This window comes from Pelagibacterium sp. (genome assembly GCF_965249125.1).
Classification (GTDB): Bacteria; Pseudomonadota; Alphaproteobacteria; order Rhizobiales; family Devosiaceae; genus Pelagibacterium.
In genome coordinates this window covers 3,691,632-3,706,438 of sequence record NZ_OZ252217.1, presented here as the reverse complement: position 1 = coordinate 3,706,438, position 14,807 = coordinate 3,691,632, and the positions used below count along the sequence as shown (strand labels likewise).

At 61.6% G+C, this 14,807-nt stretch carries 15 protein-coding genes; 3 read left to right on the top strand and 12 right to left on the bottom strand.

Annotation, left to right across the window (positions count from 1 at the left end; genetic code table 11):
* Window positions 1–12: 12 nt before the first annotated feature.
* A complete protein-coding gene (locus ACP148_RS18030; protein WP_425033607.1) occupies window positions 13–1,083 on the bottom strand; it encodes a glycine betaine ABC transporter substrate-binding protein in 1,071 nt (356 codons plus the stop codon).
* Between the two features lie 246 nt (window positions 1,084–1,329).
* On the opposite strand from ACP148_RS18030, the gene ACP148_RS18025 reads away from it, so the two are divergent.
* A complete protein-coding gene (locus ACP148_RS18025) occupies window positions 1,330–2,538 on the top strand; it encodes an ABC transporter substrate-binding protein (RefSeq protein ID WP_421952673.1) in 1,209 nt (402 codons plus the stop codon).
* 82 nt (window positions 2,539–2,620) lie between these two features.
* Here the strand turns inward: ACP148_RS18025 and ACP148_RS18020 are convergent, their stop codons facing one another.
* The 10 genes from ACP148_RS18020 to ACP148_RS17975 form a co-directional block, all read right to left on the bottom strand.
* The gene (locus tag ACP148_RS18020) at window positions 2,621–3,904 is read right to left on the bottom strand and encodes a branched-chain amino acid ABC transporter permease (RefSeq protein WP_421952674.1); all 1,284 of its coding nucleotides are present in this window, start codon (window positions 3,902–3,904) and stop codon (window positions 2,621–2,623) included.
* Window positions 3,901–4,899 (bottom strand): branched-chain amino acid ABC transporter permease, encoded by a 999-nt coding sequence (locus tag ACP148_RS18015; RefSeq protein WP_421952675.1) that lies wholly within the window; start codon window positions 4,897–4,899, stop codon window positions 3,901–3,903. The genes ACP148_RS18020 and ACP148_RS18015 overlap by 4 nt, the downstream gene beginning before the upstream one ends.
* Before the next feature lie 21 nt (window positions 4,900–4,920).
* Complete coding sequence (locus ACP148_RS18010) at window positions 4,921–5,625, bottom strand: ABC transporter ATP-binding protein (RefSeq protein WP_421952676.1); 705 nt, start codon at window positions 5,623–5,625, stop codon at window positions 4,921–4,923.
* Window positions 5,622–6,383, bottom strand: coding sequence for an ABC transporter ATP-binding protein (locus ACP148_RS18005; RefSeq protein WP_421952677.1), 762 nt, complete (start codon window positions 6,381–6,383; stop codon window positions 5,622–5,624). Before ACP148_RS18005 ends, ACP148_RS18010 begins: the two co-directional genes overlap by 4 nt.
* A 117-nt stretch (window positions 6,384–6,500) precedes the next feature.
* Window positions 6,501–6,869, bottom strand: coding sequence for a methylglyoxal synthase (locus ACP148_RS18000; RefSeq protein ID WP_421952678.1), 369 nt, complete (start codon window positions 6,867–6,869; stop codon window positions 6,501–6,503).
* 324 nt (window positions 6,870–7,193) lie between these two features.
* Window positions 7,194–7,583, bottom strand: a complete 390-nt coding sequence (locus tag ACP148_RS17995) for a response regulator (protein ID WP_014132207.1) — start codon at window positions 7,581–7,583, stop codon at window positions 7,194–7,196.
* A 90-nt stretch (window positions 7,584–7,673) separates the two neighbouring features.
* Window positions 7,674–8,723 (bottom strand): protein-glutamate methylesterase/protein-glutamine glutaminase, encoded by a 1,050-nt coding sequence (locus tag ACP148_RS17990; protein WP_421952679.1) that lies wholly within the window; start codon window positions 8,721–8,723, stop codon window positions 7,674–7,676.
* On the bottom strand, window positions 8,720–9,580 hold the full coding sequence (locus ACP148_RS17985; protein ID WP_421952680.1) for a CheR family methyltransferase: 861 nt from the start codon (window positions 9,578–9,580) through the stop codon (window positions 8,720–8,722). Before ACP148_RS17985 ends, ACP148_RS17990 begins: the two co-directional genes overlap by 4 nt.
* A 41-nt stretch (window positions 9,581–9,621) precedes the next feature.
* On the bottom strand, window positions 9,622–11,160 hold the full coding sequence (locus ACP148_RS17980) for a methyl-accepting chemotaxis protein (RefSeq protein WP_421952681.1): 1,539 nt from the start codon (window positions 11,158–11,160) through the stop codon (window positions 9,622–9,624).
* A 102-nt stretch (window positions 11,161–11,262) separates the two neighbouring features.
* The gene (locus ACP148_RS17975; RefSeq protein WP_421952682.1) at window positions 11,263–12,627 is read right to left on the bottom strand and encodes a PLP-dependent aminotransferase family protein; all 1,365 of its coding nucleotides are present in this window, start codon (window positions 12,625–12,627) and stop codon (window positions 11,263–11,265) included.
* A 154-nt stretch (window positions 12,628–12,781) separates the two neighbouring features.
* On the opposite strand from ACP148_RS17975, the gene ACP148_RS17970 reads away from it, so the two are divergent.
* Entirely contained in the window at window positions 12,782–13,642 is an 861-nt protein-coding gene (locus ACP148_RS17970) for a DMT family transporter (RefSeq protein WP_421952683.1), read from the top strand.
* A gap of 17 nt (window positions 13,643–13,659) precedes the next feature.
* On the opposite strand, the gene ACP148_RS17965 is transcribed toward ACP148_RS17970, so the two are convergent.
* Window positions 13,660–14,229, bottom strand: coding sequence for a hypothetical protein (locus ACP148_RS17965; RefSeq protein WP_421952684.1), 570 nt, complete (start codon window positions 14,227–14,229; stop codon window positions 13,660–13,662).
* 214 nt (window positions 14,230–14,443) lie between these two features.
* On the opposite strand from ACP148_RS17965, the gene ACP148_RS17960 reads away from it, so the two are divergent.
* On the top strand, window positions 14,444–14,797 hold the full coding sequence (locus ACP148_RS17960) for a hypothetical protein (protein ID WP_421952685.1): 354 nt from the start codon (window positions 14,444–14,446) through the stop codon (window positions 14,795–14,797).
* Window positions 14,798–14,807 lie beyond the last annotated feature (10 nt).

Genomic DNA, 14,807 nt, shown 5'->3' with positions numbered 1-14,807 from the left:
GTTAGGAAACTCTTACTGCGCAGCCCCGTCCTCGGTCGCCTCGACCTCGCCTACCCAGCCTTGCCAGATGTCCTGCCCCGTGATGAGGAAGTGTTGCGCCACAGCCTCCGGGCTTGCTTCGTTTTCAGCCTGCCAGGCCAGGAGCCGATTCATTTCATCGAGCGGCATTGAGGCTCGCGCGAAATAATCCGCAATGTCGGGCGTGTCCGAAAACACCCATTCGGCAACTGCGATCACCACAGTGTCGGGCGCAAAACCCGATCCGCCGAACGGCACGCAATCGCGGATAGCCATGCACTGGGCATTGCCCGCATCAAATCCGCCCATGTCGAGAGGGACCAGATCGAGCCGGTCGATCAGCGCGTTCGGCTGCCAGTAATAGGTCAAAACGGGCTGGCGCTGGCTCACCGCATCGGTAATGGTCCCGTCCATGGCGAACCTGTCGAGCGGCTCGACGATATCGAAGCGTTCGTCCAGCCCCAGCCCGGCCGCCATGTTCCTGTTGATGATAGCGCAGGCCCAGTCGGTCGGGCAGGAATAAAGCTCCGCCCGTGTCTCTCCGGGCGGCACGAAAACCTGCCAATGGTCCATGATGTCGTCGGCCGCTGCCAGCCCGCTATTGTTTTCCATCACATAGGACGGCACGAACCAGGCCTCCAGCGCTCCACCCGTAAAGGTGGCGGCTGCCGCCCGCGCGCTCGAAGCCTGCATCGCCCCGTTCCAAACCTCGGCCTGCCGCGAAACCCACAATTCAGGCGCCACGGCGGGCTGCTGCGTCGTCGCCATGGAGGCAAGCGTTGCTTCGGGCTCGCCCGGCACCAGCCTTACGCCGCATTGATACTCCGCCCGCAACAGGGTGGCATGGATATTGGCGAGAATGGCCGCGGACGGCCAGCCCATTTCGGCAATGGCAATTTCGCCTGTGCCGCAGGGCGGTGGCGGGGTGACCGGGGATGCAGGTCCGGCAGAGGGCGCATCGACTTCCTCGCGTCCCCCGCCCGTATTATCGAGCACCTGGACCTGAGCCGGCACGGCATTCGGCGCCATGCCCAGAGCCATCACAAGGACAAGAGCCATCTTCATGCGCATCGGCCACCCGGCCTCCCTGGATGAGTAACGACCATAACTGGCAAAAGCCCGCCCGTTAAGCAACTGTAGGCTCACGAAAATTCGTGCCAAAACCTGATGACTCCATAAACGCAACTGTGCAATGGTGTCGCCTGGAGCGGGTTCAGCGAGTGGGCCTTTTTCCAGTTGGGCTGTCCGGACCGAAAAGATCGCCAAGCGGCACGGGAGGGGCATGGCACGACCAAACTCTTGAGGGATATCATGCGTCATATCAAAAAATCTCTGACCCTTGCGGTCGCTGCTAGTGTTCTGTCGGCCGCGGCCCCCGCCGTCGCACAGGACGTCACGCTCGGCTTTGTAGGGGGCTTTACCGGCCCCATCGAAAGCCTGACCCCGCCGATCTTCGCCGGCGCCGAACTGGCCGTCCAGCAGATCAACGATCAGGGCGGCATCCTTGACGGCGGCACACTCACGATCGTTTCCGCCGATGGCGCTTGCGATGCCACCGCTGCAGCCAACGCCACCGACCGTCTGGTCAACACCGATCAGGTTACCGCCATCGTGGGCGGGCTGTGCACCGGTGAAACCATCGGCGGCGCCAATTCCGCTGCCATTCCCGGCGGTGTCGTCATGATCTCGCCCGCCTCCACGGCCCCGGCCCTGACCACGCTCGAAGACAACGATCTCGTCTTCCGCACCACCCCCTCCGATGCCTTCCAGGGCCAGAAGCTCGCCGAGCTGCTGCTGTCCAAGGACATCACCGAAATCGCGCTGACCTATGTCAACAACGACTACGGTTCGGGCTTCGCCGATGCCGTGGTCACGGCCTATGAAGCCGGCGGCGGCACCATCGCGGCCAACCTGGCCCACGAAGACGGCAAGGCCGATTACCGCGCCGAACTGGGCAACCTCGCCTCCTCGGGTGCCGAAACGCTGGTCGTTCTCGCTTATGCCAATTCCTCGGGCCAGACCCTGCTGCGTCAGGCTCTGGAATCGGGCAACTTCCTCACCTTCGTTGGTGGTGACGGCATGGTCGGCGACGATCTGTTCACCGGCATCGATGCAGGCAGCGTGGAAGGCATGATCGCCACCCGCGCCGGTGCGTTCGAAGGCGAAAGCGCGACGATTTACGCCGAACTGGCGACGGCTGCCGGCCTGACACCGAACGACGTCTACGCTCCCCAGTCCTATGACGCCGCTTTCCTTCTGGCCCTTGCCATTGAAAAGAACGGCTCTGCTGACCGTGAGGGCCTTTCTGCTGCCCTTCGCGAAGTCTCTTCGGCTCCGGGCGAGACCGTCCTGCCGGGCGAGTGGGAAAAGGCCAAGGAACTCATCGCGGCCGGCACCGACATCGACTATCAGGGCGCCGGCGGCGACCTTGATTTCGACGAAGCGGGCGATGTTGACGGCGTGATCGTCGAACTGACCGTCGAAGGCGGAACTTTCGTCGAAGTCGGCGTCATCGAATAAGCCGATCAGCACCTCAATACGAAAAGCCCGGGAGCGATCCCGGGCTTTTTGCTTTTGTGGCTGAGGGCAAGTTTATGAACGGTTAGCCCTTGCGCGTGATATGCTCGGGCAACAGCCCCTTGGGCGCAAATCGCAGGGCAATGGTTACCACGAGCCCCAGAACGAAAATCCGCATCTGCACAGCGCGGGCTTCGATATCGGGGATTTCGCCCCAGCCCATCGACGACGACCAGTTGCTCAGCGTACCGAACAGGCCCGTCGCTACCTGCTCGGACAGCATCCAGACAATATAGATGAACAGCCCGCCAAACAGCGCCCCGAAATTGTTGCCCGCTCCGCCCACGATCAGCATTACCCAGATGATAAAGGTGTGGTTGATCGGCTGGTAGCTCGAGGGGTCGTAGATGCCCACGAACGAGACGAGAATGGCTCCGCCGACGCCCATGAGCACTGAGCCGAAAATAAAGATTTCCAGCTGCCGTCCCGTGACGTCCTTGCCCATCGATGCCGCAGAGATGTGATTGTCGCGGATGGCGCGCATCATGCGACCCCAGGGCCCCTGATAGGCCCTGTGGATCAAAAACAGCGCCACGATAACGATAACGACCACCAGCGCCAGGAACCCGCCCCGCGCGTAAACGAAACTGTCGGCAATCGATGCGCCCTGGGCCTGGTAATATTGTGGGTTGGGCACCGGCCAGGGGATGGGCGAGACCGTAAGCGTGCCGCGCGTGAGCCATTCCATGTTGCGGATTACCGCCCGCAGGATCTCCGCGATCCCGATAGTGGCGATGGCCAGATAGTCGGCTCGCAACCCAAGGCTGACCTTTCCCACCAGAAACCCGATTAGCCCGGCCAGAACGCCCCCGAAGGCCCAGCCCAGGATCACAGGCAAGCCCAGCCCGCCGACCCAGCCGGCAGTCGAAGTGATGGTGTTGGCGGCCGGGTCCATCTGGGAGCGAAAGATCACATAGGCGGCAAACCACGCGACAACGATAACCGCTCCGCGCCATTTCCCCGTGATCCCGAACCGCTGCACGCGATGGGCGAAAAAGATCAGCACCGCGCCGATGGCCGCAGCGATTGCGGTGCGCCCGAGCAGCATCGGCCCATCGGACTCCCAGAAGGCCACATTGACCGGAAACGACACAAACGTGACGGCAAACCCACCCACCATCAGCATGCCCAGAATGCCGAAATTGAACAGCCCGCCAAAGCCCCACTGAATATTGAGCCCCATGGCGATCAGCGCAAAGGCGAAGGCTTCCACCATCAGCCGCACCGTGAACGGGGCGCCCATCATGACGCCCACGAAAACGATCAGCGCAAACAGCGCTGCAAACAGCCCGATATAGCGCGCGGTCATGTGGAGGCTCCCTTGAATATGCCCGTGGGCCGCACCAAAAGCACGACGACAAGGATCAGGAAGGCGACGGTAAGCTTGTATTCCGATTGCACCAGCGTCAGGGAATTGGGGATTTCAAACCACAAGACGTCCCGGAATGGGCGCAGCAGAACCGACCAGTTAAATACTGCCAAGGTCTCGGCAAACCCCAGAACGAACCCGCCGGCGATGGCCCCATAGGCGTGTCCCAACCCGCCCAGAATGGCGGCGGCAAAGATCGGCAGGACGATATTGAAGGCCAGGTCGGGCTTCAGCGTCACATCGAGCGCCAACATGGTGCCGGCCAAGCAGGCCAGCGCCCCGGCGATCACCCAGGTCACCCGAACGACGAGCTTGGTGTTGATGCCGGACACTTTGGCGAGATCGGGATTGTCCGCCATGGCCCGCATGCCCTTGCCCAGCCGGGAGCGTGTGAGAAAGTAATGCAGCGCGATCACGGCAACGGCAGTCGAAACCACGAGCCAGATTTGCGGCTCGGTGAAGGTTATGGGCCGCGTCACCCCTTCGAAAGGCAACTCGATCCGGAAAATCTGCTTGGGCTCGGTATCGAAGAACGAGCGCGTCTCCACTCCGAAAAACAGCCGGATCAGACCCTGGATCATCATGGTGACGCCGATCGAGGCGATCAGGAGCGTCACGGGTTTCGCACCTCGCGCCCGGAGCGGGGCATAAAATCCCTTGTCGATCCCCAGCGCCAGTCCGGCCGCCAGCACCATGGCCAGAGGCACCACAAGCACACCGGTCGGAATGGGCGTCACGATCCCCATCGCCGCCAGCGCACCAGCCAAAACGAAGGTGATGAACGCTCCCATGGTCATCATGTCGCCATGGGCGAAATGGGCAAACCGCAATATGCCGAAAATCAGCGTCACGCCCACCGCACCCAGCGCATAGACCGAGCCCAGCACCACGCCACCGATCAACGCCTGATTGAAAAAGAAAATAAGATCGTTCATGTCTTTTCACCAGCCCTCGGGCTACCCCCCAAGAAAGCTCTTGGCTACATCCGGGTCGTCGAGCAGTTCCTGCCCGGTTCCGGTGAACCTGTTCTGTCCATTGGTCAAAACAAACCCCTTGGTCGCAAACGCAAGCGCCTGGCGCGCGTTCTGCTCCACCATCAGGATCCCGACACCCGAAGCGTTGATCTTGACCACCTGTTCGAAGATTTCCAGCATGTAGCGCGGCGAAAGCCCAGCAGAGGGTTCGTCGAGCATGAGCAGTTTCGGCCGGCTCATGAGCGCCCGGCCCATGGCCACCATCTGGCGCTGCCCGCCCGACAATTCACCTGCCGGCTGTTTGCGCTTGGCCTTGAGATCAGGAAACATCTCATAGACCATCTCGAGACTTTCAGAGATGTCGTCGCGCCTGACGAATGCGCCCATCTCGAAATTCTCGTGCACCGACATCGAGGTAAAGACGTTGTGTTCCTGAGGCACGAACGAAAGCCCCATCGGCACCAGCCGGTCGGCCTCGAAATTGGTCACGTCCTGTCCGCCGAACGTCACGGTCCCAGCCGTAACGGTCAAAAGACCGAAGATTGCTTTCAGCGTCGTCGATTTGCCCGCCCCGTTCGGTCCCACGATCACCCCGATATCGCTCGCATCGATGGTCATGTTGACGCCGTTGAGGATCGGCGCACCGCCATAGCCGGCCACGATGTCCTTAAGATCGATGAGGCTCATTGCACGGCCTCCACCGGCCCGCCGAAATAGGCTTCGACGATCATGGGATTGGCGCGCAGCTCTTCCATATTGCCCTTGGCGATCACCTCGCCCTGCGCCATCACGATCACCGGATCGCACAGCCGCGCGATGAGATCCATGTCGTGCTCGATCACAAAGAAGGTGTAGCCGAGCTCTTTGTTCATGCGCTCGATATTGGCGGCCAGATCGTTGAGCAGCGTCTTGTTGACACCAGCCGCCACCTCATCGAGAAGCACGATCTTGGCGTCCACCATCATGGTGCGGCCCAGTTCGAGCAGCTTTTTCTGCCCGCCCGAAAGATTGCCCGCCAACTCGTTCTTGACGTGCCCGAGTTTGAGAAAGTCGATAACGTCGAGCGCCTTCTGGCGAACTTCGGCCTCGCGCACCGCGGCCCTGCCCGGTCGGAACCACAAGGTTGAAAGGCTCTCGCCCGGCTGGTCGCCGGGCACCATCATCAGATTTTCCAGCGCCGTCATCTGGGAAAATTCATGCGCAATCTGAAAGGTGCGCAGCATGCCCAGCCTGAAAAGCTGGTGAGGCTTGAGCCCCGTTATGTCCTGCCCGTCAAAGATGATCTGGCCGCTGGTCGGTGCAAAATTGCCCGCCACCATGTTGAACAAGGTGGATTTTCCCGCCCCGTTGGGTCCGATCAGTCCGGTGATCGACCCGCGCTCGACTTCGAGCGAACAATTGGAAACAGCCTGAAGTCCGCCAAACCGTTTGGAAACGGAACGCACTTCTATTACCGCGTCAAACGCCACGCCTGTGCTCAGCCCCTAAAATTTAGTTGGACCAAAAGGTCAAAAAAGCCCCGGAATTGCGGCATCTGCTCACAACAGCGCCCTTCGGTCAACTCAAAGCGCTTTGAGCACCGCTTCGGCTGTGGACTTGTTGTAGGCCACCGGAATGTCATAGAGCGTCGCAAGGCGGGTCAGTGCCTTGACGTCGACGTCGTGCGGCAGGGCGCTCATGGGGTCGATGAAAAAGATCAGCGCGTCCAGCCGCCCCTCAGCGATCATCGCCCCGATCTGCGCGTCTCCGCCCAGCGGACCACTTTTGAGCGCCAGAACGGACAATCCGGTTTCCTGCGCCACGCGCCCGCCCGTCGTGCCCGTACCCACCAGCGTGAACCCGCTCAGCCGGTCCTTATGCGCATGCGCGAAGGCGACCATGTCGTCCTTTTTGTCGTCATGGGCCACTAGCCCTATGGTTTTTGTGGTCATGGCGATGTCCTCAAATAGCGCCTGCTGTTTGCCATGCAAACGGACATCTTGCAAAGGTAAGGGGTCTTGAGCGTTCCGGTTGCGCTCAAGGCGCCGCCCGCGCAAGGCCCGGGTTGTGCGGAAAGTTAGGTCAGGGTGAGCCGAAGATGGCGGTTTTCGAGAGTGATGACCGGTTATCGAAGGTCCGGTGGACCTTCGATAGGGAAGAACGCCCGGCGAGCTTGAGCTCGCGGGCTATAAGCGGAGCGTACATTTGGTACGTGAGCACCCGAAGCGCAGAAAATTGCCATTTGCAGGCCACCTTCACCTAACTGTCCGCGCAACCTAGCTCAGCGCGCCAATAACCGCCTCAATGCGCTTTTTCATCGTTCCGGCATCATAGGGCTTGATGATATAGTTGTTCACACCGCTCTCGATGGCTTCCTTGACCTGCTCCTTGTCGGACCGGCCCGTCGCCATGATGAAGGGCATGCCTTGGGTGCGCGGATGCTTGCGGATCACCTTGAGCAGCGTCAACCCGTCGACATCATCCATGTTCCAGTCGGAAATGATGAGGTCGACACTGGTCTTTTCAAGCTTGGTCAGCGCATCGCGGCCCGATTTGGCCTCCACGATGTCCTTGAACCCGAGTTGAGTGAGGATGTACTTGCAGATGCCCCGCATCGATTGCTGGTCATCGACGATGAGAACGCTGACTGCGCTGGCCTTTGGCATGGATTCTCCGCCTTAAAACCCGGTCTTCTTCCGGAATGATCAGCCTTCGAAACTAGGCGACAACCGTTACAATAATCTCAATACGAACCATCAAGCTGCGGCCTTAAGCTTCATCAGGGCAGAGACCAGCCGACCGGCGATCTTTTCCAGCGGCGCTTCCTCGACCACGGCGCCCACCTCAAACGCTGCCTTTGGCATGCCATAGATCAGGGCCGAACCCTGCGACTGCCCTATGGTGAAGGCTCCCGCTTCACGCATCGCCTTCATGCCCTGGGCGCCGTCACGGCCCATGCCGGTCAGGATCGCGCCTACAGCCATCGGGCCCACGACCCTCGCCACCGACGAAAAAAGCACGTTCACGCTCGGTCGGTGCCCCGAGGCTACTTCGTCCTGAGTCACTCGGCATTTGAGCTGGCCCGAAGTCTTTTCCACCCGTAGGTGGTAGTCCCCCGGCGCGACATAGGCCGTGCCTCGCTCAAGAACCATCCGGTCGGCGGCCTCGGTTACCCTGACCGGCATCAGTTCGTTGAGCCGTGCGGCGAACCGCGCGGTAAACCCCTTGGGCATGTGCTGGGCGATCATGATCGGCGGACAGTCAGCAGGAATGGACGAGAGCACCTGCCGGATCGCCTCCACACCGCCCGTCGAAGCACCGATGGCGATAAGCGCACCTTCGGGCGCGGCGGCCGTCTTGAGCGGCAGATCGGGGGTCGGCGCGCGATGGGCCCGTGCCTGCACGTCGGACTGAGCAGCAAATCGCACCTTCTCACGCAGGGTCGCGCCAAACGCCTCCAGCCCGCCCGCCATCTCGGTGCCGGGCTTGGCCACAAAATCGACAGCGCCCAACTCCAGCGCCAGCATGGTTTCCGACGCGCCCTTGGTGGTCAGCGTCGAGACCATGACCACCGGCAGAGGTCGCAACCGCATGATCTTTTGCAGAAAGGCCAGCCCATTCATGTTGGGCATTTCGATATCGAGCGTCACGACGTCCGGATCGAGTGCCTTGATCTTGTCGCGCGCATCGAGCGGATCATGCGCCGTGCCCACCACGGTGATATCGCCTTCCTGCGCCAGCGTTTTTGAAAGAACGTCCCGGATGAGTGCCGAATCATCGACAACGAGGACCCTGATATTGCTCATGCTGCGTCCTTTGCATCGGCATTTGCCTTGCGTTGATAGACAGTCTTGCCGACCAGTTTGAAGCCCTTGGAAACCGCCTGCAGGTTTTCCGAATGGCCGATATAGAGAAAGCCGTCTGGCGCCAGCACCTGACCAAGCCGGTCAAAAAGCATGCCCTGCGTCGGCTTGTCGAAATAGATCGCCACATTCCTGCAAAAAATGGCGTCGAACGGGCCGCTGACGGGCCAGGCTTCGATGAGATTGAGCAGCTTGAAAGTGACAAGCTCCCGCGCCGCGTTCGGGATGCAGATTTCCCCCGCCGCTGTTTTTTCAAACAATGCGGCCCGCTGCGCGGACAGCCCGTTGAGTTCGCTCGCCGGATAGACCCCCTGCGCCGCCTTGTTGACAACGTTGGAGTCGATGTCGGTGGCGAGGATGCGGAAATCCCAGCGCTTGAGTTCAGGAAATGCGGCCAGAAGACTCAATGCAATGGTGTAGGGTTCCTGCCCGGTCGAACATCCCGCCGACCAGATGCGCAACCGCGGCCTCGCCCCCTTGCCGGTACGCTGCGGTCTGGCGATCAGCCCTGCCACATGGCTGGTCAGATGATCGAAATGGTGATCTTCGCGATAAAACCGCGTCAGATTGGTGGTCAGCGCGTTGACGAAATCCTGATCGTCCTCGGCCCGGCCCCGGGTCTCGAGAAAATCGATATAGGCATCGAACCCCGGCAGCGAGAGCCCACGCACGATCTTGGACAGGCGCGACACCACCAGAGTGCGCTTGGCATCGGAAAGCGAAATGCCTGCTACGCGATAGACGCGTTCGCGGATGCGCGAAAATTCTCTCTCGCTGAGTGGAAATTCACCATTGTCCATACAAGTTCCGACTCCCCGATGCCGGTTCGCGCCCACCAAAACTAGGCTCTGCCGGCTGATTGCCCCGCCGGCTGCGCGTTCAGCGCCTCGGCCTGTTGTTTTGCCCGGTCCCCGATCAGGTCGACATCGGAGCGCGCCGCCACAAGCGCTTCTTCCCCGCTTGCAAGACTGGTTCCGATCATTGCCGTTTCCTCACTTAAATTCAGTAAATGAGCGGTAACCGCGCCCATGGTTTCAGCCAGCGCCCGCGCCCCTTGCGCCCCGGCATCGGCTTCGCCCAGCCCGGACTTGACCAAGGTCCTGATGTCCTTGGAGGTCTTGGCGCTCGCCTGGGCCAGTTCGCGCACTTCGCTGGCCACCACGGCAAACCCGGCGCCCTTTTCCCCGGCCCGCGCCGCTTCCACGGCGGCGTTGAGCGCCAAAAGATTGGTGCGGAACGCCACCTCTTCGATTCCCGCCACCAGCTTGTCGATCTTGCCCACCAGCCCGGTTACCGCGATGACCCGCTCGCTAGTCTCTTCAGCCGATGCCCTGGCCTTTTCAACATCCGCGCTGATTTCCTTGGCGCCCTCGATCGTGCGGCCAGCCAGCGACCTCGAGGCATCGATCTCGCCCCGCGCGGTTTCCATGTGGGCGCGTGCGTCACCGGCCGAGCGTGTCAGGGTGTGTGCCGCCTCGCGGCAGATTTCAACGAGCGCTCCGACCTTTTCGAGCCGTTCGCGGGCCCGCCTGTGCATGTCGAGCGCCGTTTCGCGTTCAGCATCGATACCCTCGATCTGCCGTGCCAGCCCGGTGATCCGAGCCGCGAGGCCGTCATTGGCGCCGTCATCGGTGACAGGCCTACCTTGTGCCAGGGCATCGAGCCTTGCCGCCGCGGCATCGATCGTCGTGAGCCCTGAATTGACAAGGTCAAGCTCGGGCACGTCCTCGACGATTTCAGCGGCGATCCGGTAGCCGGTATGCCCGCCGGCCAGCGCCTGTCCGATTTCGTCAAGCACGTGAGCCGGAACCACCCGGCCGGGCCGGTCGAGTTCGATCAGCCAGCGGTCTGGAACAAGCGGGGTGACACGCGCCACATGGCGCTGCCCGGAAAGCGCGACGGCATAGCTAGCCCGATCGTCGCCAGGCTCGATCCGAATGCCCAGCAGCGCAGCGGCCGTATCGGTTTCGGCACATTCGGGCGCCAGCGCCGTCAACCCCGCGCTCATCTTGACGATAATGCCCTGCCCATCGACCAGCATGGCCGGTCGCGCCAGCGTCTCGAACGCCGTGCAATAGGTCATGGCGCGTTCCAGCCGCAGGCAAAGATTGGCGGTGATGACGCGCATATGTTCGATTTCGGAACTTTTCCCGATCGGGCCGCTCCCCACCGCCTCACCCAGCGCCGAAAGCACACGGCGCTGCGCCCGGTCGGCAAGAATTGCGACGGCAAAACTTACCGCGATCGCGGGAACCCAAACCCCGCCTACCGCCAGCGGCCACCAGGAAAAGGAAGAAAAATTGACGGCCAGAAACAGGCAGACCGCGAGGGTCGCCGACCAGAGCCCCAGCAATGCGGTAACCAGGCGGGTTCGAGCCAATGGACTGCCGACAATTCGAATGCGTCGCGCCACCCTAAGTGCCTATGGTTAACGCTTCGTGAGCATGACCGCTTCCCGGTAAGATTACGGGAAGGTTTCGCCTTATTCGCTCCGGCTCCCGATCGCCCGTTCGAGTACCGCGAATATCTTGGGGTCTCGGCATTGCGCAACGTTAAATCGCATGAACCGCTCCGCGGTGCGCGACGCGCTATAGACATTGCCCGGCGCCAGAACGATGCCCTCCGCAAGCGCTGTCCGTGCCACCAGCGTTGAATCCGCCCCGTCGGGCAGCCGCCCCCAAAGGTTGAACCCGCCCCGTGGTGCGATCCATGGCTCCACTCCGATGCGCCGCAACCCAAGAGCCGTCTCGCCCTGCGCTCGCGCCAGCTTGCGCCGCACCTCCTCGATATGCCGCCGATACCCGCCGCCCGTCAGAACTCCGGCCACAATTTCGGCGGCAACGGGGCTCGGCCCGCCGAACCCCGACGCGATCTGGAGATCGACAAGGCCCTCGATCCAGTCGGGCCGCGCCGCGATATAGCCGGCGCGCAAAGACGCCGAGACCGTCTTTGAAAAACTCCCGATCCGCACCACCCGATCCAACCCGTCCAATCCCGCCAGATGCGGCACGGGCTCGGGCGCGAAATCGGCAAAGATGTCGTCTTCTATAATCGTCACGTCATGAGCCGTAGCGGCAGAAAGCACTCTGTGCGCAGTTTGGGCCGAAACCATTGCCCCCGTCGGATTGTGCAGGCCGCTATTGGTGACATAAAGCTTGGGCTTCTCGGCGGTCAGCACGGCCTCGAACCACTCTGCGTCCGGGCCGCTCGGTGTATAGGGCACCCCGACGATCTTGACCTGATGAGCACGCAGCAGCGCCCGGAAATTGAAGTAGCACGGATCGTCCACCGCCACCGTGTCGCCCGGCCGCAGCACGAAACGGCACACCAGATCGATAGCGCTCGTCCCCGAGGCCGTGAGCAACAACTGGTCGGGCGCTGCCTCCACGCCGTCCGCCGCCAATCGGCCCCTGATGACACGCCGAAGGGCTGCCGATCCGCGCGTCGAACCATAATCGACGAGCGTGCTATCCCCGCTTCGCGCCAAAGCCCGCATGCCTTTACGGATTGCCTCGGCGGGCATCCAGTCGGACGGCAGCCAGCCGCAGCCGGGCTTGAGCGCCCGCGGGTCCGCATCGAGCGATTGCCGCGACACCCAGAACGGATCGATATCGCGCTCCTCCGGCGCAATCTCCCGGGCCAATGCCAGGGGCGGCAATACTGTCGCGCAAACGTAAAACCCCGATCCTCGCCGTGCCCGGATAATCCCTTCGGCCACCAGCCGGTCATAGGCCTCCACCACGGTCGAAGGGGAAACCCCCAACTCAGCGGCCATATCGCGGATGGAAGGCAAGCGGTCACCCGCCACCAACGCCCGGCTGGCCACCCGCCCCCTGATCGCCTGCATCACGGATTCCGTCCGCCTGCCGATTTGCCCGATCGCGTTCAATGTATGCCTGCCCGTTCCAATACAATTTTTCATTATTGTATTGATCTGTATCTGTTCTGGCCAGCCCCGTGCCTCTAGGTTCGCGCGCTCGTTGCAAAAAGGACGGTGCAAAGTGCAATCATCTGTTCAGGGCTGGGGGAGCGGTCTGCTCGGTGTCATCATCTTCTCCGGCTCGCTGCCGGCCACCCGCGTTGCCGTCACCGATTTCTCCCCGCTGTTTCTCACCTCGGCCCGCGCCGCCATCGCCGCGCTGCTCGCCGCGGTGTGCCTGGTCGCACTCGGCCAGATCCGTCCCCGGCGCTCCGATCTCTTATCACTGGTCATTGTCGCCATCGGAGTCGTGATCGGCTTTCCGCTGCTTACGGCCTGGGCCCTCGAGCACATCACATCGGCACGCTCCATCGTCTTTATCGGCCTGCTCCCGCTCGCAACGGCAGTGTTTGCCGTCCTGCGAGGCGGCGAACGCCCTCGCCCGGCTTTCTGGCTGTTTTCGGCATTGGGCAGCACCAGTGTCATTGTATTCGCCGTCTCGGGTGGCGGCGCAGGAGCGCTGATCGGCGATCTCTATATGATCGCAGCCATCATCGTGTGCGGGCTGGGCTATGCAGAAGGCGCAAAGCTTTCGCGACGGCTGGGCGGCTGGCAGGTCATCTGCTGGGCATTGGTTCTTTCAGCCCCGCTCATGGTCGCACTGGCAATGGCAACGCTGCCCCTTTTTGGGCAGACCATCGGCACGCCGGCCTGGCTTGGCCTCGCCTACGTGTCGGTGTTTTCCATGCTGGTCGGCTTTATCTTCTGGTATCGCGGCCTGGCGCTCGGCGGCATCGCCAGCGTCGGACAGCTCCAGTTGCTCCAGCCCTTTTTCGGGCTGACGCTTTCCGGGCTGGTTCTGGGCGAACCCATCGCTACTTCAATGCTCGCGGCCACGGCGGTCATCTTTGTCTGTGTCGCCCTGGCGCGGCGCTTTGCCTGAAGCGATCAGAAAAACGCCTAGAACAATTCGATATCGTCGAGCACCGGCTTGGCGGGCTGGCGGTTGGCAATCGCCAGCTCTTCGCGAACCAGTTTGGCGTTGTCGGTCGAATCGAGACGCTTGACGAAGGCCCGGCCCGCATGGGGCTGGAACATCACGCGCCGGGCGTAATTGCCTCCCATGTCCTGGCTTGAAAGGGTATAGCCTTCATTGCCCAGGAACTCGCGAACGAATTCGATGTTTTTTTGGCCAACATCGTGCATTCCCGCATGAATATTGCCGCCCCCGAACACCTTGAATTCGAGATTGGTCTTGCGTCCCGTTCCCTTGGTCAGAACCATGTTGATAAGCTGCTCCATGGCGAACGCACCATAGCGCGCCGATTCACCGAACCGGTCCTTGGACGACCCCGACTGGCTGGCCAGAAGGAAGTGATTCATGCCCCCCACTTGCGCCACCCTGTCACGCACGCAGGCCGATATACACGATCCCAGGATCGTCGAGAACGTCGCATCCGGCTGGTTCGATACGACACAATCGCCCTGGTGGACGGTAGTCACCACGCCGCGGATGAAAGTGTCCGGCATCAAGATAATTCAAACGGCATTCACCGCTTCCCTGCACCTTTTGCAAAACCGACACGAACCGGTTTTCCCATTGAATTTTTCCGAACCTATCGCGCCATTCGTTAGCCATTTGCTAACCCTAACCGGCGATGACTACGGATAGGGAAAATTGGCAAGCATCGGTTTAGAAGTCTGCCAGTATGATCGCCATGATTGTGAATCGGGGGTGCCGTGCATGAGCTTGCACAAACTGGCCAGAGAGCTGGAAGAAACCGCTCGCCAGACGGCGGAAATGGTTGATGGCATCACCGCCAGCCTCCTGACTCTCGGCGACACCTCGATCGATTGCAACGCCGCCCGTTCCACCGCCATTCGCCAGATTGTCGTCGCCCTTCAGATGCAGGACCGCATCGAACAGCGCTGCCGCAACATGGCCGATGCCGCCCGCAAGATCGCCGATCTCTCCGACGGCAACGACGCCCAGGCCGCCGAAGGCGTCTGGTCCACCCTCACCCTTGACGAACTGCGCGACGAATCCCTCTCGGGCATCGCCGCCCGCACAAATACGGGCGAAGTCGAGTTCTTCTAGGCGCGGTCGC